General features: G+C 69.7%; 21 protein-coding genes. 4 read left to right on the forward strand and 17 right to left on the reverse strand.

Annotation, left to right across the window (positions count from 1 at the left end; all coding sequences use genetic code 11):
* Positions 1 to 58 precede the first annotated feature (58 nt).
* The 7 genes from MYK68_RS20025 to MYK68_RS20055 form a co-directional block, all read right to left on the reverse strand.
* Positions 59 to 481, reverse strand: a complete 423-nt coding sequence (locus MYK68_RS20025; RefSeq protein WP_247865474.1) for a nitroreductase family deazaflavin-dependent oxidoreductase — start codon at positions 479 to 481, stop codon at positions 59 to 61.
* A 148-nt stretch (positions 482 to 629) separates the two neighbouring features.
* Positions 630 to 1,544, reverse strand: coding sequence for a type IV toxin-antitoxin system AbiEi family antitoxin domain-containing protein (locus MYK68_RS20030; protein WP_247865475.1), 915 nt, complete (start codon positions 1,542 to 1,544; stop codon positions 630 to 632).
* Positions 1,545 to 1,708: 164 nt separating this feature from the next.
* A complete protein-coding gene (locus MYK68_RS20035; protein ID WP_247865476.1) occupies positions 1,709 to 2,428 on the reverse strand; it encodes a histidine phosphatase family protein in 720 nt (239 codons plus the stop codon).
* Between the two features lie 10 nt (positions 2,429 to 2,438).
* On the reverse strand, positions 2,439 to 3,458 hold the full coding sequence (locus MYK68_RS20040) for a phosphotransferase family protein (RefSeq protein WP_247865477.1): 1,020 nt from the start codon (positions 3,456 to 3,458) through the stop codon (positions 2,439 to 2,441).
* Entirely contained in the window at positions 3,451 to 4,668 is a 1,218-nt protein-coding gene (locus MYK68_RS20045; RefSeq protein ID WP_247865478.1) for an acyl-CoA dehydrogenase family protein, read from the reverse strand. Before MYK68_RS20045 ends, MYK68_RS20040 begins: the two co-directional genes overlap by 8 nt.
* A gap of 65 nt (positions 4,669 to 4,733) precedes the next feature.
* Positions 4,734 to 5,336 carry a TetR/AcrR family transcriptional regulator gene (locus tag MYK68_RS20050; protein ID WP_247865479.1) on the reverse strand — a complete coding sequence of 201 codons (603 nt, stop codon included), beginning with the start codon at positions 5,334 to 5,336 and terminating at the stop codon, positions 4,734 to 4,736.
* On the reverse strand, positions 5,333 to 5,956 hold the full coding sequence (locus tag MYK68_RS20055) for a TetR/AcrR family transcriptional regulator (protein WP_247865480.1): 624 nt from the start codon (positions 5,954 to 5,956) through the stop codon (positions 5,333 to 5,335). Before MYK68_RS20055 ends, MYK68_RS20050 begins: the two co-directional genes overlap by 4 nt.
* Positions 5,957 to 6,044: 88 nt before the next feature.
* Between MYK68_RS20055 and MYK68_RS20060 the strand changes: the two genes are divergently transcribed.
* Positions 6,045 to 6,935, forward strand: a complete 891-nt coding sequence (locus MYK68_RS20060; RefSeq protein ID WP_247865481.1) for an oxygenase MpaB family protein — start codon at positions 6,045 to 6,047, stop codon at positions 6,933 to 6,935.
* A gap of 44 nt (positions 6,936 to 6,979) precedes the next feature.
* Here MYK68_RS20060 and MYK68_RS20065 read toward each other — a convergent pair whose 3' ends face one another.
* The 7 genes from MYK68_RS20065 to ku form a co-directional block, all read right to left on the reverse strand.
* Positions 6,980 to 8,407: an LLM class flavin-dependent oxidoreductase gene (locus MYK68_RS20065; protein ID WP_247865482.1), complete on the reverse strand. Its 1,428-nt coding sequence runs from the start codon at positions 8,405 to 8,407 to the stop codon at positions 6,980 to 6,982.
* Positions 8,408 to 8,482: 75 nt separating this feature from the next.
* The gene (locus MYK68_RS20070) at positions 8,483 to 9,244 is read right to left on the reverse strand and encodes a hypothetical protein (RefSeq protein ID WP_247865483.1); all 762 of its coding nucleotides are present in this window, start codon (positions 9,242 to 9,244) and stop codon (positions 8,483 to 8,485) included.
* Positions 9,245 to 9,363: 119 nt separating this feature from the next.
* The gene (locus MYK68_RS20075; RefSeq protein ID WP_247865484.1) at positions 9,364 to 9,810 is read right to left on the reverse strand and encodes a hypothetical protein; all 447 of its coding nucleotides are present in this window, start codon (positions 9,808 to 9,810) and stop codon (positions 9,364 to 9,366) included.
* A gap of 517 nt (positions 9,811 to 10,327) precedes the next feature.
* The gene (locus MYK68_RS20080) at positions 10,328 to 11,623 is read right to left on the reverse strand and encodes an alpha-hydroxy-acid oxidizing protein (protein WP_247865485.1); all 1,296 of its coding nucleotides are present in this window, start codon (positions 11,621 to 11,623) and stop codon (positions 10,328 to 10,330) included.
* On the reverse strand, positions 11,624 to 12,124 hold the full coding sequence (locus MYK68_RS20085; protein WP_247865486.1) for a DUF4334 domain-containing protein: 501 nt from the start codon (positions 12,122 to 12,124) through the stop codon (positions 11,624 to 11,626).
* Positions 12,108 to 13,607: a flavin-containing monooxygenase gene (locus MYK68_RS20090; protein ID WP_247865487.1), complete on the reverse strand. Its 1,500-nt coding sequence runs from the start codon at positions 13,605 to 13,607 to the stop codon at positions 12,108 to 12,110. Before MYK68_RS20090 ends, MYK68_RS20085 begins: the two co-directional genes overlap by 17 nt.
* 26 nt (positions 13,608 to 13,633) lie before the next feature.
* Positions 13,634 to 14,491, reverse strand: a complete 858-nt coding sequence (gene ku / locus MYK68_RS20095; RefSeq protein WP_247865488.1) for a non-homologous end joining protein Ku — start codon at positions 14,489 to 14,491, stop codon at positions 13,634 to 13,636.
* Between the two features lie 39 nt (positions 14,492 to 14,530).
* On the opposite strand from ku, the gene ligD reads away from it, so the two are divergent.
* Positions 14,531 to 16,477 carry a non-homologous end-joining DNA ligase gene (gene ligD / locus MYK68_RS20100; RefSeq protein ID WP_247865489.1) on the forward strand — a complete coding sequence of 649 codons (1,947 nt, stop codon included), beginning with the start codon at positions 14,531 to 14,533 and terminating at the stop codon, positions 16,475 to 16,477.
* Between the two features lie 88 nt (positions 16,478 to 16,565).
* Here the strand turns inward: ligD and MYK68_RS20105 are convergent, their stop codons facing one another.
* A complete protein-coding gene (locus MYK68_RS20105; protein ID WP_247865490.1) occupies positions 16,566 to 18,398 on the reverse strand; it encodes a flavin-containing monooxygenase in 1,833 nt (610 codons plus the stop codon).
* A gap of 175 nt (positions 18,399 to 18,573) precedes the next feature.
* On the opposite strand from MYK68_RS20105, the gene MYK68_RS20110 reads away from it, so the two are divergent.
* Positions 18,574 to 19,848: a helix-turn-helix domain-containing protein gene (locus MYK68_RS20110; RefSeq protein WP_247865491.1), complete on the forward strand. Its 1,275-nt coding sequence runs from the start codon at positions 18,574 to 18,576 to the stop codon at positions 19,846 to 19,848.
* A 180-nt stretch (positions 19,849 to 20,028) separates the two neighbouring features.
* Positions 20,029 to 20,775, forward strand: a complete 747-nt coding sequence (locus tag MYK68_RS20115) for a metallophosphoesterase (RefSeq protein ID WP_247865492.1) — start codon at positions 20,029 to 20,031, stop codon at positions 20,773 to 20,775.
* A gap of 2 nt (positions 20,776 to 20,777) precedes the next feature.
* Here the strand turns inward: MYK68_RS20115 and MYK68_RS20120 are convergent, their stop codons facing one another.
* Positions 20,778 to 21,740 carry an ERCC4 domain-containing protein gene (locus MYK68_RS20120; RefSeq protein WP_247865493.1) on the reverse strand — a complete coding sequence of 321 codons (963 nt, stop codon included), beginning with the start codon at positions 21,738 to 21,740 and terminating at the stop codon, positions 20,778 to 20,780.
* Between the two features lie 69 nt (positions 21,741 to 21,809).
* Positions 21,810 to 23,270: a Re/Si-specific NAD(P)(+) transhydrogenase subunit beta gene (pntB, locus tag MYK68_RS20125; RefSeq protein ID WP_247865494.1), complete on the reverse strand. Its 1,461-nt coding sequence runs from the start codon at positions 23,268 to 23,270 to the stop codon at positions 21,810 to 21,812.
* Positions 23,271 to 23,273 lie beyond the last annotated feature (3 nt).

The following is a 23,273-nucleotide window of genomic DNA, read 5'->3' on the forward strand; positions in this document are numbered from 1 at the left end:
CGATCAAGCTAGCAAGAGCCGGCGGTCCCGGCAACATCGGGGCCCGGCAGCGGGCCCCTCATTCGATGAGGAACACCGGGATCTGCCGGTCGGTCTTGGTCTGATATTCGGCGTACGGCGGGTAGGCCGCGACGGCGAGGGACCACCAGTGTTCACGCTCGTCGCCGGACAGTTCGCGGGCGGTGCCCTCGGTGACCACGTCACCGTCCTGCACGGTCACCGCCGGATTCGCCTTCACGTTGTGATACCAGGCCGGATGCTGCGGTGCGCCGCCCTTGGAGGCGACCATCGCGTACTTGCCGTTCTCCTCGACGCGCATCAGCGGCACGTAGCGCTTCTTCCCGGATTTCGCGCCCGTCGTGGTGAAGAGCACCACCTTCATCCCGTTGATCCCGACCGAGTCGGTGGTGCCGGTCTCGATGATCTTCTCGGTCTGCTCGCGCACCCAGTCGGTGGGGCTCAGTTCCGGTGTCTCGCTCATGTCCTCGATGGTAGGTCGGCGGCCGCGGTCCGCGCCGCCGGAATCCGTCGCGAATTCTGTCGCGGCCGAGATCCGTCGCGGATCTTGCCGGAATCGCGGATCATTCCGCTACGGAAATCGGCGGCCGGCAAGATCCGCGACAGATCGCTCAGGCCGTACGTCGTTCGGCGAGGGCGAGGTGGTGCCGGATGATCGCGAGGGTCTGCGCCGGGCGTTCCACGATGTCGGCCCAGGTGAAGTGCAGCACCGTCCAGCCCGCTCCGGTGAGCGCGTTGCCGCGGGTCCGGTCGTGCTGGAACGCCTCCGCGTCGGAGTGATATGCGAAGCCGTCGATCTCCACGGCGAGCTTGTGCTCGACGAAGGCGACGTCCACCTCGTAGGGGTCCGCGGCCGGATAGTTCAGTACGTAGGGCGGCAGGTCGTGCGCATCGAGCAGCACCGCCAGGGCACGACGTTCCGCGGGCGATCGCGCGCCGGCCGCGGCGGCGTCGAGCATCGGGGCGACGATGCCGGCGCCCCGCCGGCCCTGGTAGCGCGCATCGGCGATGACCAGGTCTTCGAGGGTCACCTTCTCGGCCTGCAACACCCGGTCGAGAAACTCCATGCCCAGCAGGGCGGCCGAGTCGAGAACGGTCATGGCCGGTGAGGTCACGGCGACGCTCCGTACCTCGTAGAGGTCGACGTCCTTCAGGGTCCGGTTCCACAACTGCACCACGCCGAGGCTCTTGGCGAGCGGCTTCCGAGTGCTCCGGCCGCGCGGGACGTTGACGTGGATCGTCGCCGGAGCACTTCGGGTGTAGCCGCGCCAGAACGCGGCCGCGGGGCCGCAGAGCGCGGCGCACTTCCCGCAGCTCCAGACCGCCGCGCGGATCCGTGCGTGCGGGGTCAGGTAGTGGTCCACCGCGTGAAAGACTCCCGGCCCGACGGTCTCCCATTCCCCGGAGGCGCACCGGCGGGCCACCCCCGACCGGTGCAACCCGCACCCCGCAGTCTGCTTGAGCGTCACGACGCCGTCCTGCTTCGCCAGGAGGCGCCGCAGTTTCGCCAGATCCGGTCGTCCCATGTTGTTTAGACGCGCCGACCCCGTTCCTGGTTCCACTCCCCCGCGCGTCACCCCGGCGATCCGTCGCGGATCTTGTCGCCGCCGAAATCCGTCGCGGATCTTGCCGGAATCGTCGGCGTGTCCGCGACAGATCCCGACGGCCGGCAAGAACCGCGACAGACCGGTCAGCGGAAGGTGGCCAGGCCGACGTCGGACGCGGACAGGTGGGCGTGCTCGTTGACCGAGACCACCGTGATGCCGCGTCGTCCCACGAGGAGCTTGCTGTACGACGCGTTGACCATCGCGCGCGCCAGGGCGGGCCAGCTCTGCGCGGGCACGCCCCAGAGCCGGGCGATCAGCGCGGTGATGGTGCCGGCCGACGAGACGGCGAGCACGGTCTGGCCCGAACCCGCCAGGGCCACCGCGCGATCGGCCGCCGCGCTCGTGCGTGCCAGGTACTCGGCGTAGGTCTCGTCGGATTGAGCAGCACTGACACCATTCGGCCCGCTCGCTCCGCTCCCGGCGCCCTCGGTCCAGCGGAGCAGCGCGTCGTCGAGCAACTGCTGGTAGGCCGCCGGGCTGTCGTACAGATCCGGTGTGGGACCGCCCGGCAGCGCCGGGATCACGTACTCGTCCCAGCCCGCATCGACGACGCGTTCGGGCGCGTCACCCGCGTGGACGGTCCCGAAGGCGTCGAGCACGGCGCCCAGGGTGGCGCGCTGGCGCGGCAGCGCGCCGCTCACGGCGGCGGTGAAGGCCGGCACCTGACCCGCGAGGGCGAGGCCGGTGCGCCGGGCCTGCTCGAAGCCGAGTTCGGTGAGCCCGGGAGCATTGCCCGGCGCCGGCTCCGTCGAGTACGCGTGCAGCGGCGCCTGACCGTGCCGGACCAGATAGATCACACCCATGACAGATCCCTCAGTTCTCTAGCGCGGCAAGGCCGTTCGCGATGAACGACGCGGTGGCCTCGGCGGCGCGTTCGGCACCGGCCGCGCCCGACGACCCGCCCTGAAGCGCACGATGGGTGATGCCCTCGGCGATCACGCCCAGCTTCAGGTTGGCCAGCCCCAGGTAGAAGCCCCAGTCGCCCAGATCGACGCCCGCCACCTCGGCGTAGCGCTGCGCCATCGCGTCGGCCGACGGGTACCGGTCGCTGGTCCACGCGGCGTCGAACCCGAGGACCCGCGAGAACACCGGTTCGCGATAGACGCACATGAGCGCGACGTCGGTCAGCGGATCGCCGAGCGCCGACAGTTCCCAGTCGACGACGGCGGCCACCGACGACGGGTCGCCCGGCGCGAGAATGGTGTTGTCGACGCGGAAGTCACCGTGCACGATCGTCGACCGTGCCGCGTCCGGAATCCGTTCGGCGAGAAGCGAAGCGAGCCGCTCGACGTCCGGCAGCTCACGCGTCTGGACCAGTCCCCACTGCCGGGTCCACAACCTCACCTGGCGGGCGGCGAAGCCGTCGGGACGCCCGAAATCAGCGAGCCCGACCTCCGCGTAGTCCACCTCGTGGAGGGCCGCGAGAGTACGGACCAGCGCATCGAAGTTCGCCTCGACATCGGCGTCGGACCACCTGGCGAGATCGTCGGTGGAGCGGATGACGTCGCCGTCGACGAAGTCGACGACGGTGCACGGCGCCCCGATGAACTCCCCGGTGCGGTCGATCGCGACGGGGGTGGCCACCGGCACGCCGGTCCCGGCGAGCGCGGAGGTGACCGCCCATTCGCGCTCCATGTCGTGCGCGGAGGGGGTCAGTCCGGCCAGCGGCGGACGGCGCACCACCCAGCGCCGGGTGCGGTCGGCGGCGGCGAAAGTCAGGTTGGAGCGGCCCCCGCTGATCAGCTCGATGGACAGCTCACCGTCGACGTCGATGCCGTTCGCCGACAACAGGTTCCGCAGGTCAGCAGCCTTCAGTCCGGCATGGTCAGGCAACGGTGCCACCCGCCTCGCGGCGCTTGCGGGCCCGTCCCACGGCGCGCTTGGCGAGCGCCCAGCGATGCACCTCGGACGGCCCGTCGTAGATGCGGAAGGCGCGGACCTCGTTGGCCAGCCGGGCCAGCGGCAGGTCCTCGGAGACCCCGAGTCCGCCGCACATCTGAATGCTGCGGTCGAGGACTCGCGAGAAGGCCTCCGCACCGAAGGTCTTGGCGATCGAGGTCGAGTCCGAGGCGTGTTCGCCGCGGTCCAGTTCCCAGCAGGCCTGGGTGAGCAGCGACCGGCTGGCGGCGAGATCGATCTCGTTGTCGGCGACCATCTGCTGGATCATGCCGAGGTCGCCGAGCCGGCCGCCGAAGCCCTCGCGGGTGTCGACGTAGTCGCACGCGATCGCATGGGCGCGTTCGGCGGTGCCGAGCCAGCGCATCACGTGCGTCATGCGCGCGGGTCCGAGCCGGACCTGCGCGTATCGGTAGCCCTCGTCCACCTCGCCGAGCACGTCCTCGTCGGGCACGAAGACGTCGCGGAAGGTCACCTCGCAGTGACCGCCGATCATGCCGCGGTCGTAGGTGTGGACGTATCGGTCGACGCTGATGCCCGCCGCCTCGCCGGGTGCGAGAAACATCGTCGCGCCGCCGCGGTCGCCGGCTTCGCCCCTGGTGCGCGCCATGATGATCCACATTCCGGCGCCGTCGGCACCGGTGATGAACCGCTTGACGCCGTTGATCTTCCATCCGCCCGGCACGCGGACGGCGGTGGTGCACAACGCATTCGGGTCCGAGCCCGCCCCGGGCGAGGGTTCGGTCATGGCGAAGGCGCTGCGGATGTCGCCCCGGGCGAGCGGCGCGAGGTAGCGGTCCTTCTGCTCCGGACTCGCGATGTGGGCGAGCATGTGGACGTTGCCCTCGTCGGGCGCGCCGAGATGGAGCGCGACCGGACCGAACGTCGAGTGACCCGCGGCGGTGAACACCGGCGAGCGCTCCGACATGTTCAGGCCCAGACCACCGAACTCGACGGGGGCATGCGGCGCGAAGATCCCCAGCGCCTTGGCCTGAGCGTTCAGCTCGCGGCGCAGATCGTCGCCACCGGCCGCCATCACATCGCCGGCATACCGATTCTCGATCGGGAGCACGACGTCGTCGATGAACGTCCGGGTCCGCTCCACAAGATCGGCGACCTCATCGCCCAGGGAAAGTTCGACAGCCACCACTCAGCCTCCTTCTACCGAACGATCGCTCGGTAGGTCCACCGTGTCATCCCCGCGGCACGACGTCAAGCGGTCGGCACGTACCCGACCAGATCCCGCGCGAGCACCAGGTTCCGCGCGACGAGCTCATCCGGGTCGAGCGCGCCGGACGGCCGGTACCAGCTCGACACCCCGACGCACATCGTCGCGAGCGCCCGCGCGGCATCCTCCGGATACCCGGTGGTGAACAGCCCGGCCGCGACGCCGGCGGCCACCGCATCGTCGAGCATCCGCTGCTGCCGATCGCGATGTGCGACGTAGCGCTGCCGATACTCCGGGTCCATGCTCCGGATCTCGGTGGAACCGACGAAGGCCTGCTCCCGCCGGTACATGTGGAACCGCAACAGCGATTCGACCAGCGCGTCGAACCGGACCACCGGATCGTCACCTGCGTCGGCGAGCGCGGCCTCACTGCGATCCAGCAACTCGGACATCGTGAGTTCCGAAAGCCCTTGCAGCAGAGACTGTTTCGATGGGTAATGGTGGTAGAGGCCGGGCACCGACAGACCCGCGCGGCCGGCGATCTCCCGGACCGTCGTGCCGTGATAGCCGTGCTCGGCAAAGGCCGCGAGAGCAGCGGCCAGCGGTGCAGGCAGATCCGGTGGGCCGTAGTCGCGCCAGGTGCTCATGGCAGCAACATCCGCACGCACACGGCGACCATCCGCTCCCGATCCAGTTCGATGTCGCCCTGCGACCACGCGCCCAGCAACCGACCGAGCCCGCCCACCTGAAAATACGCCGCGGCGGTCAGCTCGGGCCCGGGCCGCATCCCGAATCCCTCCCGCGCCGATTCACTCGTCAGCTGAACCAGGAACGTTATCGACTCGGCCCGCTTGGCCGCGATCACCGCACCGCCGATCGTGTCCGCGAAGAGGAGCCGGCCCGCACGCGGGTCCGACTCGATCACCCGGAGCAGCGCGCGCACCGCCTCTTCCACTCGTTCCCGAGGGGTCTCGGCGGCCCGAAAGGCCTCCCGAGCCTCCCCTGCGAGCCGGGCGATCACCTCGTCGTAGGCGGCACCGATCAACTGGTCGACGCCGGTGAAACTCTCGTAGAAGTACCGCGGCGTGAGCGCCGCCCGGGCACAGACTCCGCGGACCGTGATCGATGCGGCCTCGGGGTCGCCGAACACGTCCAGCGCCGCGTCGATGAGCGCGGCACGACGCCGCGCCACCCGCGCATCCCCGGCCTCCCCGCCATAGGCGCGCAGCGTCCCGGGCTTGTCCGGCGACGATTCTGAAGAGGTCACCGGTCCATCTTGACACCTGGCACCGACCGGAGTTAACTCGGTCATATAATATTAAGTGACAACGGACGTTATCAGATATGGAGTCGTCATGACCGCCGAGATCGTCAGCGACGGACGCGCGAACGCCCTCGCCCGCGACGCCGAGACCATGCCGCGCTCGCGGCGCGAGGAACTCGATGCCGTCGAGGTCAGCAACCTGCCCATGCTCGGGCTCGCACTCCTCGCCGGGCCGGCGAACGTGATCATGCAACTGTCGCTCCCGGCCGTCGGCTACGGCGTGTACGAGAGCACGGTGGAGTCGGGCAACCTGTTCAAGCACCCGGTCAAGCGGACCCGGACGACGCTCACCTACCTCGCCGTCGCCGCCATGGGCTCCCCCGACATCCGCAAGGCCTACCGCCACGCGGTGAACAAGTCCCACGCCTACGTGCGGTCGAACGCCGACAGTCCGGTGAAGTACAACGCCTTCGACCCGGCGCTGCAACTGTGGGTGGCCGCCTGCCTGTACCGCGGCTGGGAAGACGTGCAGCGGATCTTCGGCGATCCCGCATCGATCACCGAGGAGGCCTACCAGCAGGGCGCGGTCATGGGCACCACCCTGCAGATGCCGCGCGAGATGTGGCCGGCCACCCGCGCCGACTTCGAGGAGTACTGGCAGCAGCAGGTGGCCGGGCTCCAGATCGACGACACCATCCGCGGGTACCTGCTCGGCATCATGGAGATGCGCTTCTCCCTGGGGCCCGTCCGCATGCTGACCCGCTGGTTCTCCGAGACCATGACCATCGGCTTCCTGCCGCCGGAGTTCCGCGAGAAGATGCGGGTCGATCACACCCCGGCGCAGCGCCGGTTCTTCCGCGCGCATGCCGCGGTCGCGCGGCGATTGATCCCCGTGCTGCCCAAGCCGCTACGCGAATTCCCGTTCAACCTGCTGCTCGCCGACCTGGAATGGCGCCGCCGGACGGATCGTCCCCTGGTCTGAGCCGGTTCAGCGGGCGCCGGCCGCCCGCGCACGACGAGCCGCGCTCACCCGCGGGCCCCCGTGAGCGCCCGATCGCGGATCGAGTCGTCGATCGTCGACCCGGGTGCTCCGACCCGCACGTCCGCCGCGCGATGAACCTCGGGCAACCGGTCACCGCGCCCGAACAGCTTGTGCCGCAACGTACCCGGCGTGTACTCGCCCGGATACACCCCGCGTTCCTGTAGCCGCGGCACCACATGCTCGACGACGTCCTCGAACGACCCCGGCGTGACCGCGTAGGCGATGTTGAAGCCGTCGACGTCCGTCTCCTCCACCCAGTCGATGAGGGTCTGCGCCACCTCGTCGCCCGAACCGACCAGCACCGGCCCCATCCCGCCGATGCCGCCCCAACTCGCGAGATCCCCGACGCTCCAGAGCTTTCCGCTCTCGTCGGCCTGCGAGAACGCGGCGACGGCGGACCTGATGGCATTGGACTCGACGTCGCCGATCGGATCGTCCAGCTCATACTCGGACAGGTCGACGCCCATCCACCCCGACATGAACACCAGCGAGCCCTCGTCGGAGGCGTAGCGGCGATACTCCTCGGCCTTCGCGCGGGCCGCCTCCGGGGTGTCGTCGGTGATGATGGTGACCAGCGTGTAGATCTTCGCGTCGTACGGATCGCGGCCGGCGGCGACGAGTTCCTCCCGGATCGCGGTGACCAGGCCCCGCAGGATCGCCTTGGTCGGCGCGGCGACGAAGACCGCCTCCGCGTTCTCCGCGGCGAAGCGGCGCCCGCGCGGCGACGCCCCGGCCTGATAGATCACCGGCGTGCGCTGCGGTGACGGTTCGGCCAGGTGGATGCCCGGGACACGGAAGTGCTCACCGGAATGCCCGATGTGGTGCACCTTCGCCGGATCGGCGAAGACTCCGGCGGCGCGGTCACGGCGGACGGCGTCATCCTCCCACGACCCCTCCCACAGCTTGTACAGCACGGTCAGGTACTCGTCGGCGTGGTCGTACCGGCTGTCGTGGTCCAGCAGAGCGTCGTCGCCCATGTTCCGCGCGGCCGCGGGCAGGTATCCGGTGACCACGTTCCAGCCGATCCGGCCGCGCGTCAGGTGGTCGAGGGTGGAGAGCCGGCGCGCGAACGGGTACGGATGCTCGAAGCCGGTGCCGGTGGTGATGCCGAAGCCGAGGTGTTCGGTGGCGTGCGCCATCGCCGACACCAGCAGCAGCGGGTCGTTCACCGGGATCTGGGCACCCTGGCGGATCGCCGCCTCGTCGTTGCCGGCGAAGACGTCGTACGTGCCGAGCACGTCGGCGATGAACAGGCCGTCGAACCGCCCGCGTTCGAGGAGCTGCGCCAGCCCCACCCAGTAGTCGAGGGTGTTGTAATCCCACGACTGGTCGTCGGGGTGCCGCCACAGCCCCGGCGACTGGTGGGCGACGCAGTTCATGTCGAACGCGTTGAAACGGATCTGTCGAGTCATGACGACCATCGTGGGGCCGCGGTGGATCGATCAGAACCGTTGCGCGCGTGGTGATCCCAACGCGCGCCGGGACTGCTACATGGTGAGCAGCGGCAAGATGATGAGCAGAATGACGATGATCGCGATCGGCACGACCATCATCCCGATCATGAGGCCGACGCCGTTGTACTGCTGCGGGCCTTCGCCGAGCGAACCCTTGCTGAAGGTCCACGCCGGGGCGCGGTACTCCATGCCCACGGTCTGCCCGGGTGCGACGTTGACGGTGGCGTCGGCGGGACCGATCTTCGGCGGGAGGATGTACGGCACGTGCACGTGCAGGTGATGCTGACCGGGCGGCAGCGGAATGGTGTTGTCACCCCAGACGGCCGGGATCTGCTGGCCGTCGATCTCCACCTTCGGCTTGATGAAGTAGAGGATCCACGCCAGCGGGAAGAACTTGGTGGTCAGCAGCAGACCCTGCGGGCCGAGCGCGCCACCCGGCTGCGGCGCCGGAGCGTGCTGCGGTGCGGCACCGTAGTGCGGCTGCGGAGCCTGCTGGTGCGGGCCCGGCTGCGGCGGTCCCGGCTGATGCGGAGCGGGATACTGCGGCGCCTGCTGGCCGGGCGAGTACTGGCCGGCGGGCGGCGCCTGCGGCGGAACACCGTACGGCCGGGGCGGATTCCCGTAGGGCTGCGGCGCACCATAGGGCTGCTGCGGACGCGGCGGCTGGGCGGGCGCGCCATACGGCTGCTGCCCCGGCGCGCCGTACTGCGAACCCGGGGCGGGTTGTCCGTGCCGCGGCGGGTTCCCGGCCGGCTGGTTGTCGTAGGGGCCCTGCGGGGGTGTTCCACCAGTCATGCGCACAGCATAATCGCCAGACCCGGCCTCAACACGGTGCACGCAGCACCGAGCGCGGCGCACACGGGAACGAATATCCGTTTCGGGAGGCTTGCCGGTAACCCGGGTCCGCCGCCTGATCACCGCGAGGGCATCGGTCCGGACGGGGAATCGGGAGCAGACGTCATGACGTGCGGCGCGAGTTCGCCGAGTGCGAGAAAGACGATGTCGGACCGCGGTTCGATGCCCGCCGGCATGGAGACCGTGGTCGGCGGTCGCGTGGTCGAACGCACCGTCCAGCGGTGCTGCCACACCACTCCCCGGAATCGGACGCAGACGTACTCCAGCGCGGTCACCTCCGGCCACGGGAGGTAGCCGTCGTCGTCGGCCCGACCGGGGAGATAGCCGAGACCGGCCTCCGAGAGCCAGAGCTGGTCTCGGCCACGATTGGCCACCAGCCAGCCCGCAGAGAACCCCGCCAACGCACCGAGTCCGAGCAGCAGCCCGAGGAGGACGAGCCCGGTCCCCACCGCCGCCTCGGTGTCGCTTGCCGACGCCGGGGCGGCGACCGGGCGAGCCGGCTCCATCCCGGCAACACGTCGTCGATCGGCATCCCCGACTCCAGCCGGCGGTGAATGGCGTCGGCCTGTTCGGGGGTGACGGTGTAGGTCTCCGTCGCACGTTCGGTGTCCGGCCGACCGCGCGGCGAATCGTCCAGACGCCAGGCACTGCCGCTGACGACGAGGACGAGGACGAGCGCGCTGCACAGCAGCACGAGGGCCACGGCCCCGGTGCTCGCGGCGACACCCCGGGCGACCGGCCGCACGGCGACCAGCACCGTCTCGTCCGGAGCCGGGGCCGGACACGCCGAGAGGCGCCGGTCCGCACGGTATCCGGCGATCAGGGCGCGCCAGACGAAACCTCCCAGGAGGAGCACGGACAGCGGGATCAGCACCCCGGATCGCACGCCGTTCGCGGCGATCCCCAAGACCAGACCGATCAGGGCCGCCGCCATCGCAAGGGTGACCCAGACGCCGATCACGACGACCAGTTCCACCGGTATCAGACGCCGGCCCGTGAACTCGCCGGAGTTCCGAGACCCTCTCACCCCAGGTCTTTGAGCGCCGAACGGTCCAGACCGGCGACGTCCGTATGCCCGGACAGGCCCAGGGTGAGGTCGAGCTCGGCGATGATGTTCGCGACGGCATCGCGGGCCCCGGCGGCGCCGTTCAGGGCCAGGCCGTACATGTGCGGGCGGCCGATGCAGACCGCATCGGCGCCGAGAGCGAGCGCCTTGAAGACGTCGGACCCGGTGTAGAAGCCGGAGTCGGCGAGGATGGTGACCTGTCCGGCCACCGCGTCGGCGACGTCGACCAGCGCATCGGTGGAGGAGATGGAGCCGTCGACCTGCCGGCCGCCGTGGTTGGACACGATGATGCCCTCGACGCCGAGGTCGACGGCACGGCGGGCATCATCGGGATGGAGGATCCCCTTGAGCACGATCGGCAGCGAGGTCTTATCCCGCAGCGTGGCGATGTCGTCCCAGTTCAGCGATGGGCGCGAGTAGATGTCCAAGAAGGTCTGGACGGCGGCGCGCGGTTCCGGCGCGGAGAGGTTCCGGCGCAGATCACCCGGCACGTTGCGGGCGATGGAGAAGAGCGTCTTGATCGCGCCGAGCGAGATCTCCTGCCCGCCCACCGCACCCGCCGACGCGTCCCGCAGCCGCTCCGCGACGATCTCCCAGAACGACGGATCGGAGGTGTACTGGTCGATGCCCTCGGCCCGCGCGAAGGGCAGCGAGCCGAGATTCAGATCCTGCGGCCGCCAGCCGAGCATGGTGGTGTCGAGCGTGACGGCCAGCGCCGCCGCCCCCATCTTCTCGGCGCGGGCGATGAGGCTGTCGACGAGACGGTCATCGGTGGACCAGTAGAGCTGGAACCAGCGCGGCGCACCCGGTACGACGGCGTCCATCGCGGCGGCGACCTCCTCCATCGGGGCGCAGCCCTGATTGGAGAAGATGTACGGCACGCCGAGTTCGGCCGCCGCCTTCCCGATGTGTACGTCGGCGTTCGGATGGGCCAGCGCTCCGGCGCCCACCGGCGCGAAAAGCACTGGGGCGGAAAGCTTCTGGCCGAACAGCTCGATCTCGGTGGTGCGCTCGCTGACATCCCGCAACACCCGCGGCACGATCGCCCACCGGTCCAGCGCCGCCCGGTTGGCCGCCATGGTGCGCCCCTCACCGGCGCCGCCGGCGATGTAGGCCCAGCCCCGGCGGGACATCTTGGCGCGCGCACGACGCTCCAGCTCGGCGAAGTCCGTGGGGACCGTGGGCGTCCGGCCGTGCACGCCCGCGGTGTAGACCTCGTTCTGCCGGGCGCGCCCGAAGTTGACCGATACCACTTAGCCGACCGCCCCGTCCCGCGACCCGGGGTCGCGCTGCAGATAGAAGTAGAAGTGCCGGTCGCGGACCAGCGAGCCCTTGCCGTTCATGATGCCCATCAGGGTGTCGTCGTCGACGCGCTTGAAGTGATCGATCACCGGCTGGCCGTCGTAGACCATCGACGCGGTCACCTCACCGCGGAACTCCACCGGCCACAGGCTCGCCTCACCCTTACCGATCTCCCTGTCCGAGAACAGGTTTCCGTCATCGTCGCGGCAGACCATGGGCGCCACGTCGTACCGGCCACGGAACCACTTGCCGTGCCAGCGGACCTTCTCCAGCTGCCCGTCCATCGGATGGCCGGAGGGCAGCTCGCCGCCGCGCCAGTCGCCGAGGATCTCGTCGACGGCCACCGTCGGCAGCGCCGCCCAGATCGTGTCGAGGTCGGCCGGATCGCTGACCCCGCCGTCGGCGACGCGCCTGCGGAACTCGGCGACGGCGCGCTCACGCGTGGATGTCATGGTCGTTCTCCATTTCCGCGTCGGCCGGGGTGGTCGAGAAGACCATCTCCTCGGTGACGTCGTACCGGCGGGCATCGAGGGCGTCGATGATCGCGTTGTGCCGCACCTGCCACGGCGCCCGGTCGCCGGCCTTCGGCAGCCGCCCGCCCGACCGTTCGATGTAGCCCGAGTTCAGTTCGAAGAACGCGTGCGACGCCGGTTCGGGGCCGCTCAGCGCGGGGTACGCGCGGGTGTAGCCCTGCGCGCGCATGTGCGCGATCAGGTCGGCCACCGCCTTGCTGGTCAGGTCGACGCGCAGGGTCCACGACGCATTGGTGTAGCCCACCGACCAGGCGAAGTTGGGGACGTCGTTCAGCATGTACGCCCGGTACCCGAAGTGCTCACCGGGGACCACTGCCTCGCCGTCGACCGACAGCTCGATCCCGCCGAACGCGATCAGATCGAGGCCGGTCGCGGTGACGACGATGTCCGCGTCGAGCACCCGGCCCGAGGTCAGCGCGACACCGGTGGGCGTGAAGCGCTCGATGGTGTCGGTGACCACCTCCGCGTCGCCGTTCGCGATCTCGGTGTAGAAGTCGCCCTCGGGGATGATGCAGAGGCGCTGATCCCACGGCGCGTACGCGGGCTTGAAGTGGGTGTCGACGTCGTATCCGTCCGGCAGATAGTGCAGGGCGAGGCGCCGGATGAGCCGGCGGGAAGCGTTCGGGAAGCGGCGGCAGAACAGGAACAGGCCCATGGTGACGACCATGTTCCGGTACCGGATCACGTCGTGCGCCCACTGTCGCGGCAGGCACCGCTGCGCGAGCCGCGTCATCGGATCGCTCCACGGATACGGGAACAGATAGGTCGGCGAGCGCTGCAGCATGGTGACGTGGGCGGCCTCGGGCGCCATCGCCGGGATCAGCGTCACCGCCGTCGCACCGCTGCCGATCACGACCACCCGCTTGCCGGTGTAGTCGAGATCCTCGGGCCAGAACTGCGGGTGCACGATCTGCCCGGTGAAGTCGTCCTCGCCGGCGAAATCGGGGCGGTACCCGGCGTCGTACCGGTAGTAGCCGGTGCACAGGTAGAGGAATCGGGTGGTGACGGTGCGCGCCTGGCCGTCGGCCAGCAGGTCGACCGTCCACAGGTCGGTATCGGTGGCGAAGTCGGCCGCGGTGACCTGCGTGGCGAAGCGGATGTGCGGGTAGATCCCGAAGTCGCGCGCCGTCGTTTCCAGGTACTCGCGGATCTCGTCGCCACGCGCCATCGTCTTGGTGCCGCGCCACGGGTTCCACGGGAAACTGAGCGTGAAGATGTCGGAGTCACTGCGGACCCCGGGATAGCGGAACAGATCCCAGGTGCCGCCGATCCGTTCCCGGTTCTCGACGATGAGGTACTTCAGTTCCGGGTTCCGCTCCCGCAGCCGGTAGGCGGCGTCGATCCCGGAGAGCCCGGCTCCCACGATCAGGACGTCGTAGGTCTCAGCGTTGTCGGGCGTCATCGTGTCCTTTCCTGCCTGTTCCGCGGTCACGCCGACTTCGCGGACTTGCGCGCCGTCGTCTTCTTCGCGGCGGGCTTCTTGTCGGCGACCGGGGCCGCTTCGGCGGTGCCCGCCCGGTCTTTCACCGATGCGCGCAGCGCGGCCAACAGATCGGCAACCTCGTCATCGTCGTGCGGCGGTGCCTCGGCTTCCTCCGGGAATGCCTCTCCCCCACCGGCTTTCGCCTCGATCAGCTTGGCGAGCTCGGTCTCGTAGACATCCTCGAATCGGCTCGGGTCGAAGTCGGTGGCCATGGTGTCGATGAGCGACGAGGCCATCTCCAGTTCCTGCGGGCGGATCTCCACGTCCTGGTCGAGGAAACCGAAGTCGGGCTTGCGGACCTCGTCGGGCCAGAGCAGCGTCTGCAGCGTCATCACCCCGTCGATCACCCGCAGCGCCGCCAGCCGGGTGCGGCTGCGGAGGGTGAACATCGCGATGGCGAGCCGGTCCGTGCTCTCCAGCGTGCGGGCCAGCAGCGTGTAGGCCTTCGGCGACTTCGACGCCGGTTCCAGGTAGTAGGCCTTGTCGAAGTAGATGGGGTCCACCTGGTCGGCCGGCACGAACTCCAGGATCGAGATCTCCGGGCTCCGATTGACCGGCAGCGAGGCCAGATCGTCCTTGGTCAGGATGACGGACCGGCCCTCGTCGCTCTCGTACGCGTTCGCGATCTGGCTGTAGTCGACCTCGACGTCGGTACCCTCGCGGACACGCCGATAGCGGATCCGGGTGCCGTCCTTCGCGTCCACCTGGTGCGACGACCGGTCATGGCTCTGGGTCGCCGAGTAGACCTTGACCGGCACGTTCACCAGGCCAAAGCTCAGATCACCCTTCCAGATCGAGCGCATACCGGCCATTGTGCCAAAGACCACAGGAAGAATGGACCCATGGCGAAGGACGATCTCGTGGTCGACGGGCACGCGATCGCGCTGACCCACCTCGATCGCGTCCTCTATCCGGAGACCGGCACCCGCAAGTACGACGTGATCACCTACTACCTGGCGATCGCCGAGGCGATCCTGCCGCACCTCGCCTCCCGCCCGGTGACGCGCAAGCGGTGGCCGTCCGGCACCGGGTCGGCGCCGTTCTTCGAGAAGACGATGCCGGCCGGCGCTCCCGCGTGGATTCCGCGTTTCACCATCGCGCACGCCACCGACGACAAGGTGTACCCGGTCGCGTCGAATGCGGCGGTGCTGGTGTGGCTGGCGCAGATGTCCGCGCTGGAACTGCATGTCCCGCAATGGCGGATCGACCTGTCCACGCCCGACGCGCGGCGCACCGACCGGCTGGTCCTGGACCTCGATCCGGGGCCGAACGTGCCGCTGACCCAGTGCGCGCAGGTGGCGCTGACCATCCGCGGGCTGCTCGACGACGCCGGGATCCCCTCGTGGCCGGTGACCAGCGGCGGCAAGGGGATACACGTCTACGGCCGGCTGCCCGGCCCGGTGCGGAGCGATTCGGCGCGCGCGGTCGCCAAGGAGATCGCCGCCTCCCTCGAGAAGACGTACCCGGACGAGGTCACCGCGTCGATGAACAAGGCCGCCCGCCCCGGCCGGGTGTTCCTGGACTGGAGCCAGAACAGCGCGGCCAAGACCACGCTGAGCCCCTACTCGTTGCGCGGCCTGGAACAGCCGTGGGCGGCGGCGCCGCGCGAATGGTCCGAGCTGGCCGATCCGGACCTGCGGCAGCTGCGGTATTCCGAAGTGCTGGAAAGGTTCTCGGCCTCCGGTGACCTGCTCGCCGGGCTGGACGACACGCCGCAGCCGCTTCCCGAGGGGGTCGTGGACCTGGGGGTGTACCGGCGGCATCGGCGCGGCGACGACGGGGCGCGGCTCCGTTCGGCCGACGCGACGGCCACCTCCCGGCAGGCCGACGACGGCGAGCCGCCGCGGAGCCCGGGCACGGTCGTCGCGCCGCGGCCGATGCTGGCCGTCGACGAGGCCATCGACGAGCTGCCGGAGCAGGAGTGGGCGTTCGAGGGCAAGTGGGACGGCTATCGGATCCTGGCGCGGCTCACCGGCGACGGACTGCGACTGCGCTCGCGCTCGGGGGTCGACATGACGGCGGACTTCCCCGAGTTCGGGGTGCTGCGCGACGCGCTCGCCGGGCACACCGCGGTGCTCGACGGCGAGGCGGTGGCGATCAACGCGAGCGGGCAGACCGACTTCACGCTGCTCGCCTCCCGCCGCCGGCGGCCCGGCGAGTACCTGCTGCGGCTGTACCTGTTCGACGTGCTGGAGTTCGACGGGCACGACCTGTCGCACCTGCCGTGGGAGGCGCGACGGGCGGTGCTCGACGATCTGGCGCCCCGCTTCGCCGGCACGCCGGCCATCGAGATCCCCGGCCTGCTGCACGGCCCCGGCGCCCGTGCCGCCCGGGAGGCCCGCGACCGCGGCTGGGAGGGCGTCGTCGCCAAGCGCCGGTCGGCGCCCTACCGGCCGGGGACGCGCAGCCCCGACTGGCGCAAGCAGAAGAACTGGAACGACATCGAGGTGGTGATCGGCGGCTTCCGCATGGGCCGGGAGGGCAACGAGCGGAACCTCGGTTCGGTGCTAGTCGGGCTGCCCGAGGCGACCGGTCTGCGCTACGCCGGGCGCGTCGGCACCGGCTGGACCCAGTCCCAGGCGACCGACCTGCTGGCCGAGCTGCGCGAACTGGAGATCCGCCGCTGCCCGTTCATCGGCGGCGTCGACGCGCCGGTCGCGTCGAGCGCGATCTGGGTGCTGCCCAAGCTGGTCGCCGACGTCAGATTCATGGACTGGACGTCGACCGGGCACCTGCGGCACCCGGCCTGGCGCGGGATCCGCCGCGACAAGCTGCCCGGCGACCTGTAGGACACGCGAAACCGTCGTATCCGTCGGTCGGCGACCAACGGATACGACGGTTCGGCGAATAGGAGTCACCGCGGACGATGAGCCCGCGTCAGCTCAGATGGTGCACTTCCTGAAGGCCGTAGACCGGGGTGTCGATCCCCTCGTAACGGGCCTTCAGCTGGAGCGCCAGGTACAGCGAGTAGTGCCGCGACTGATGCAGGTTGCCGCCGTGGAACCAGAGGCCGGGCTGCTGGGTGGGCTTCCACATGTTGCGCTGCTCGCCCTCCCACGGCCCGGGATCCTTGGTGGTGTCCGAGCCGAGGCCCCACACCTTGCCGACCCGGTCGGCCACCTCTTGCCCCATGAGGTCGGCGGCCCAGCCGTTCATCGAGCCGTAGCCGGTCGCGTAGACCACGACGTCGGCGGGCAGCTCGGTGCCGTCGGCCAGCACCACCGAGTTCTCGGTGAGATGGTCCACGCCGCCCTTGGCGAGCTTGATGGTGCCGTCCGCGACCAGCTCGCACGCACCGACGTCGATGTAGTAGCCCGAGCCGCGGCGCAGGTACTTCATGAAGAGCCCGGAGTCGTCGTCGCCGAAGTCCAGATCGAAACCGGCGGCCTCCAGCCGGTCGTAGAAGTCCTTGTCCCGTTCGCGGATCTGGTCGTACAGCGGGATCTGGAACTGGTGCATGATCCGGTACGGCAGCGAGGCGAAGGTGAAGTCGGCCTTCTTGGTGGTCATCCCGTCGCGGACGGCCTGCTCGCTGTACAGCGAGCCGAGGCCGATCTCCATCAGCGAGTCCGAGCGCACGATGTGCGTCGAGCTGCGCTGCACCATGGTGGTGTCGATCCCGTTCTCCACCAGAGCCTTGCAGATGTCGTGCGCCGAGTTGTTGGCGCCGATCACCACGACCTTCTTGCCCACGTATCCGTCGGGGCCCGGGTGCCGGCTGGAGTGGTGCTGCTCCCCGGCGAAGACGTCCTGGCCGGGGAAGCTCGGCACGTTCGCCTTGCCCGACATGCCGGTCGCGAGCACCAGCTGCGTCGGATGGAGGGTCAGCTCCTCGCCGTCGCGATTCACCCGGACGGTCCAGGTGCCGGCCTCCTCGTCGTACGACGCCTCGACGCATTCGGTCTTGGACCAGTACGGGACCTCCATCACCTTGGTGTAGAACTCCAGCCAGTCGCCGATCTTGTCCTTCGGCGCGAAGACGGGCCAGTTCTGCGGGAAGGGCAGGTACGGCAGGTGGTCGTACCAGACCGGGTCGTGCAGGCAGAGCGACTTGTAGCGCTTTCGCCACTGGTCGCCGGGCCGGTCGTGCTTGTCGACGACCAGCGAGGGCACTCCGAGCTGCCGCAGCCTGGCTCCGAGCGCGATGCCGCCCTGACCGCCGCCGATCACCAGCACATACGGCTGCACGGTGCGACCGAGGGCGGCCTCCTCGTCCTCCCGCTTCTGCGCCCACGACCGCTGGTCGGGGTCGCTGCCGTGGACCGCGCCGAGCGGGCGGGTGAAGCCGGCCGGCTCCTCGTGACCCTTGAGCTCCTGCAGGGTGGTGAGCAGTGTCCAGCCCTGGTCGTCGCCGTCCGGCCCAGGCTTGATGCGCAGGTGGCCCTCGCCGCGGCCGACCGCCGTCTCAAAGGCGATGAAGGCCTCCGCGACGCCGTCGGTCTCGGTGGCCGGCTCAACGGTGTGCCAACCGGACGGCGCGGTTCCGCCGAGCCGGTCGGTCAGCATCGCCGTGATCTCGTCCCGTCCCTCAGACGTCTTGAGATTCCAGGTGAAGGCGACGAGGTCGCGCCAGTAACTGTCGTCGGCGAACATCGCGGCCGCCGCCTCGGCGTCGCCCGCCTCCAGCGCGGCCGAGAACGCCGCAAGCCATGCGTCGACACGCTCCTGTGCGGACGGCGCGGCGACCTCGGGTTCGAGGGTCTGCGTCATTGCTGCTCCTTGGGATCGGTGCGCCGGACCACCGGCGCGGAATGTGATGGCCAGCACACCGCGCGGCCCGGCGGGGCGGCAAGGGTTGCAGCGGGTTGCAGCGCGCCGGAGGTTGACGGAACGGGTGCGCGCGAGGACTCTCGACTGTGACCACAACCACACCGGAGGCCGCTACGTGACGTCTGCCCCGATCCTCGAACCGGCCCTCGCCGCCGGCGACGATCCGCGCGCCTATGCCGCGGTGCTGCACGCCGTGTACGACGCGTCGATGGCCGGGGAGAAGCCCCCGGCTCGACCGCGCTCGGTGATCGGCGAGTCGTGGGACCGGGTACGACAGGCCGGGGTCCGGCCCGATTCGGACGGCGAACCTCCGCTGGACACCTCGGACCTGCAGGAACGACGGTCCGCGTCGGGCCTCAGCGAATTGCTGGACCCGCTGATGCATCACCTGGACACGCTGATCGTCGACGGCGAGAACATCCTCGTCGTCGCCGATGCGACCGGTCGTGTGCTCTGGCGCAACGGGGTGAACCGCGTGCTGCACCGCGCGGACCGGCTCGGATTCACCGAGGGCGCGTCGTGGGCGGAACGGTCGGTGGGCACCAACGCGATCGGCACCGCCCTCGCCTCCGGGCGTGCCGTGCAGGTGTTCTCGGCCGAGCACTTCGTGCGCAGCCACCACGAGTGGACCTGTGCCGGCGCGCCGATCCACGACCCGCGGACCGGCGCGGTCCTGGGCGTGGTCGACGTCTCCGGGCCGGCCGCCACCATCCATCCGACCACGCTCGCGCTGGTCGACACCGTCGCCCGGCTCGCGCAGTCACAGTTGCGCGAGGCGCACCGGGCACGGCTCGACGAACTGCGCGCGGTCGCCGCGCCCATCCTGGCCCGCTCGTCGGGTCCGGCGTTCGCGGTCGACTCGTTCGGCTGGGTGGCGGCGCTCGACGGCGTCGACCCGCGGCCGCGACTGCCCTTCCCGCGGGCGGTGTCGGCCGGCAGGCATTACCTGCACGGGATCGGCGACTGCGATCTGGAGCCGATGCCCGGCGGCTGGCTGGTGCGCGTCGCCGCCACGGACACCGCGCCCGGCCGGATCCACGTGGAACTGCTGTCCGGCGACGAACCGCTGGTCCGCGTCACCGGTGCCGGTGGCACCTGGGTGCACCGGCCCTCCCCGCGCCACGCACAGTTGCTCCGGCTGCTCGCCGCCCACCCCGGCGGGCTCAGCGCCGCGCAGCTCGCCGAGCAACTCTTCGGCAACCCCGGTCAGCGCATCGCCGCGCGCTCGGAGGTGTCCCGGCTGCGCAAGCACCTGGGCGGCGTGCTCGCATCGAATCCGTACCGCTTCGCCCCCGAGGTGATCGTGTCGGTGGCCGCGCCCGAGCCGGGTGTGACGCCCGGGGCCGGCGCTCGGCCGTCGCCTGCGATAAGGCCGATGTCCCGCCCGTGACCGTCGTATCTGTCGGTCGACGACCGACAGATACGACAGTCTCGTGAACCACCTCACGGGGGCCGGGGATCCGCCGGTCACACCTGCCTCTCCTGACGCGCCGGTAAGCTTGCCGAACCGATAGCGTGGTGGCGGCCGTCCGGGCGGGCGGAGTCGAGAAATCCCGAGGTGGTGTCGGCGATGGTCGTGGTCGCACAGATCAGTGATCTGCACTTCGACGGCACCGCCGAGCACCGGGACCGGGTCGCCGCCGTCCTCGACTACCTCGATCACACGGGCCGGAACGGCACCCCCGTCTCGGCCTTGCTGCTGAGCGGTGACCTGACCGACCAGGGCACCGCCGCCGAGTACGCGGAACTGGCGGCGAACCTGGTGTCCGATCTCCCGATCGTCGCCGTTCTCGGGAACCACGACGACCGGGCCGCCTACACCGCTCAGTTCACCGGCACACCGTCGATCGCGCCGGTGAACTCGGCACTGCGCCTGAACGATCTGCTGGTCCTCGGCCTCGACTCCTCGATACCCGGCCGCGCCGAGGGCGAATTGTCGGACGGCACCCTCGCCTGGGCGCGCCGCGAGATCGCCGCGGCCGGCGACGTCGACGTCCTGCTCACCTGGCACCATCCGCCGGTCACGATCGGGATGCCGACGATGGACACGCGGCGACTGCGCAACGCGGCGGACGCGGCCGCACTGGTCACCGAACATCCGAACGTCGTCGGCGTGGTCACCGGGCACGTCCACACGCCGGCCGCCAGCGTCTTCGCCGGGCGCCCGCTGATCGTCGCCCCCGGCGTGGCGTCCACGCTGAATCTCCCCGTCGAGGGCGCCGGGTGGGTCAACGAGACCCAGGGACCGGGCCTGGCCTTTCACGTGATCGACGATCACCGCTTGACCAGCCATTTCCGGACACTGTCCCGCTGGTGAGGTCAGTCGTTGCGGCGCTCCCAGACCTCACGGACAGCCTTGGGAATGCGACCCTTCGCCGGAACGTCGAGTCCCCGGGCCGCCGCCCACGCCCGGATCTGCTTCGGCGAGGCCTCCGGTCCCGGCGCGATCGTCGCGACGACGTCATCGGTGCCCTGCCGCTGGCGCCACTCATGCAGTGCGGCACCGAGCCAGCGGTAGGCCCACTCCTCAGCGAGCTTCCGGTTGTCACAGAACACGATCGGCACCGCCGGGAAACGGATCTGTGCCTCGGCGACAGCCTCGGCGATCACCGATCCCGCCGCGAACTCCTGCTTGAAGACCTGGCTGTAGGACGCCTCCACGACCACCGCGGCACGAAACTGCCCGGATAGCTCGGCGAGCGCGTAGTTCAGTCTTCCGTTCATCAGGCTGCCGGTGAGGTCACCCATGGACTTGCGTTCCACCACCGCCACGAGATGGTCATCGTCGAAGACCGCGTAGTCGCCGATCGGGAGCTTGCGCTTACTGGTCGTCGCCTGCTGGTGGCCGAATCCGTAGGCGTACTTCTCCCCGGAGTCGACGACGATGTCCAGAACCTCCCCGTGTGCACGCGCGGTCGGCAGTGCAACCTGCGGCCGCGCTTGCTTCGCGGTCAGGCGTGACTGCCAGAAGATCACCTCCCGACCGCGGGCCCGGGTGATCACGAACTGCGAGCGGTTCTTCCGGGTGCGTTCGAGAACCAGGTCGATGGCCGCCCCACGACGGCTCACCGACCTGACCGGAACGGTCTCGACGATCTCCGGATCGTCCGGCCAGCCTTCGGCACGATGGCAGTACACCTTGGTTGCGCCCGGCCAGGTGTCCCGTGCCTTGAGCACGATTCCCCGGTCGCCCACTGGAATCAGAAGCAGATACGGCAGCGTCGACGCCTCGTCGGGATTGCGTGCGATCAGAAAGTCGTCGGGCCTCGTGACCTCTCCCATGTGGTCAGACTACCGAGGGCCGCGCACCCGGCTGGGTGCGCGGCCCTCGGTATCGACTGAGCCGGCCGGCTACAGCGCCGCGATGATGTCCTCGACGCGGTCCTTGGCGTCACCGAACAGCATCTGGGTGTTCTCCCGGAAGAACAGCGGGTTCTGCACGCCCGCGTATCCGGCGGCCATCGACCGCTTGAAGACGATCACGTCCTTGGCGTTCCAGACCTCGAGGACCGGCATACCGGCGATCGGCGAGCCCGGATCCTCCGACGCGGCCGGGTTCACGGTGTCGTTGGCACCGATCACCAGGACCACATCGGTGTCACCGAAGTCGTCGTTGATCTCGTCCATCTCCAGCACGATGTCGTACGGCAGCTTCGCCTCGGCGAGCAGCACGTTCATGTGACCGGGCAGGCGGCCGGCGACCGGGTGGATACCGAATCGCACGTCGACGCCCTTCGCGCGCAGCTTGGCCGTCAGATCGGCGACCGGGTACTGCGCCTGTGCCACGGCCATACCGTAGCCCGGGGTGATGACCACGGATTTGGCGTTCGCGAGCAGTTCGGCCGCGCCCTCGGCGTTGACCTCCCGATGCTCGCCGTAGTCGGTGTCGTCGGACGGGCCGGCGACGATGCCGAAGCCACCGGCGATCACCGAGATGAACGACCGGTTCATCGCCTTGCACATGATGTAGCTCAGGTAGGCACCCGAGGAGCCGACCAGCGCACCGGTGACGATCAGCAGGTTGTTGTCGAGCAGGAAGCCCGACGCCGCGGCCGCCCAGCCGGAGTACGAGTTCAGCATGGACACGACGACCGGCATGTCGCCGCCGCCGATCGAGGCCACCAGGTGCCAGCCCAGGAACAGGGCGACCGCCGTGATGACGGCCAGCAGCACGTAGCCGGTGGTGTCGTCCTTCACGTCGCGAGCGACGTAGACACCGGTCAGCACGATGAAGACGACGATCGAACCGACATTGATGAAGTTCTTACCCGGCAGCATCATCGGCGACGACTTGATCCGCGCCGACAGCTTCAGGTTGGCGACGATCGATCCGGTGAAGGTGACCGCACCGATGAAGATGCCGATCGCGACCTCGGCCGCGTGGATGCCGACCAGGGCACCGTAGTCCGAGTCGGCGGGGCTGACGTTCTCGACGCCGTTGATCGCACCGTTCCAGCCGATGAGGACCGCAGCGAGACCGACGAACGAGTGCAGCAGCGCGATCAGCTCGGGCATGCCGGTCATCTCGACCACCTTGGCGCGCCAGAGGCCGACCAGGCCACCGATCACGACGGCGGCGATCAGCAGGCCGATCGGCAGCCACTTGCCGAATGCGGCGCCGTCGAACGGCAGGTCGTTCCAGTGGTCGACCATCAGGGCGATGGTCGCGGCGAGCGCGATGACCATGCCGACCATGCCGTAGGTGAGGCCGCTCTTGGCGGACTCGTGCTTGCTCAGTCCGGCCAGCGACAGGATGAAGAGCAACGAGGCGACGATGTACGCCGCGACAGAGATCGTTCCGATAGTGATCATGGT

Origin of the sequence: Gordonia sp. PP30 (genome assembly GCF_023100845.1) — a bacterium.
Classification (GTDB): Bacteria; Actinomycetota; Actinomycetes; order Mycobacteriales; family Mycobacteriaceae; genus Gordonia.

Bases quoted from the DNA above. Each gene is read 5' to 3' on its own strand.
- MYK68_RS20085 (WP_247865486.1), bottom strand. From the start codon at position 12,124: ATGACATCCACGCGTGAGCGCGCCGTCGCCGAGTTCCGCAGGCGCGTC.
- MYK68_RS20120 (WP_247865493.1), bottom strand. From the start codon at position 21,740: ATGGGAGAGGTCACGAGGCCCGACGACTTTCTGATCGCACGCAATCCC.
- pntB (WP_247865494.1), bottom strand. From the start codon at position 23,270: ATGATCACTATCGGAACGATCTCTGTCGCGGCGTACATCGTCGCCTCG.
- MYK68_RS20060 (WP_247865481.1), top strand. From the start codon at position 6,045: ATGACCGCCGAGATCGTCAGCGACGGACGCGCGAACGCCCTCGCCCGC.
- MYK68_RS20075 (WP_247865484.1), bottom strand. From the start codon at position 9,810: ATGGAGCCGGCTCGCCCGGTCGCCGCCCCGGCGTCGGCAAGCGACACC.
- MYK68_RS20065 (WP_247865482.1), bottom strand. From the start codon at position 8,407: ATGACTCGACAGATCCGTTTCAACGCGTTCGACATGAACTGCGTCGCC.
- ku (WP_247865488.1), bottom strand. From the start codon at position 14,491: ATGCGCTCGATCTGGAAGGGTGATCTGAGCTTTGGCCTGGTGAACGTG.
- MYK68_RS20050 (WP_247865479.1), bottom strand. From the start codon at position 5,336: ATGAGCACCTGGCGCGACTACGGCCCACCGGATCTGCCTGCACCGCTG.
- MYK68_RS20035 (WP_247865476.1), bottom strand. From the start codon at position 2,428: ATGGGTGTGATCTATCTGGTCCGGCACGGTCAGGCGCCGCTGCACGCG.
- MYK68_RS20115 (WP_247865492.1), top strand. From the start codon at position 20,029: ATGGTCGTGGTCGCACAGATCAGTGATCTGCACTTCGACGGCACCGCC.
- MYK68_RS20030 (WP_247865475.1), bottom strand. From the start codon at position 1,544: ATGGGACGACCGGATCTGGCGAAACTGCGGCGCCTCCTGGCGAAGCAG.
- MYK68_RS20070 (WP_247865483.1), bottom strand. From the start codon at position 9,244: ATGACTGGTGGAACACCCCCGCAGGGCCCCTACGACAACCAGCCGGCC.
- MYK68_RS20025 (WP_247865474.1), bottom strand. From the start codon at position 481: ATGAGCGAGACACCGGAACTGAGCCCCACCGACTGGGTGCGCGAGCAG.
- MYK68_RS20090 (WP_247865487.1), bottom strand. From the start codon at position 13,607: ATGACGCCCGACAACGCTGAGACCTACGACGTCCTGATCGTGGGAGCC.
- MYK68_RS20105 (WP_247865490.1), bottom strand. From the start codon at position 18,398: ATGACGCAGACCCTCGAACCCGAGGTCGCCGCGCCGTCCGCACAGGAG.
- ligD (WP_247865489.1), top strand. From the start codon at position 14,531: ATGGCGAAGGACGATCTCGTGGTCGACGGGCACGCGATCGCGCTGACC.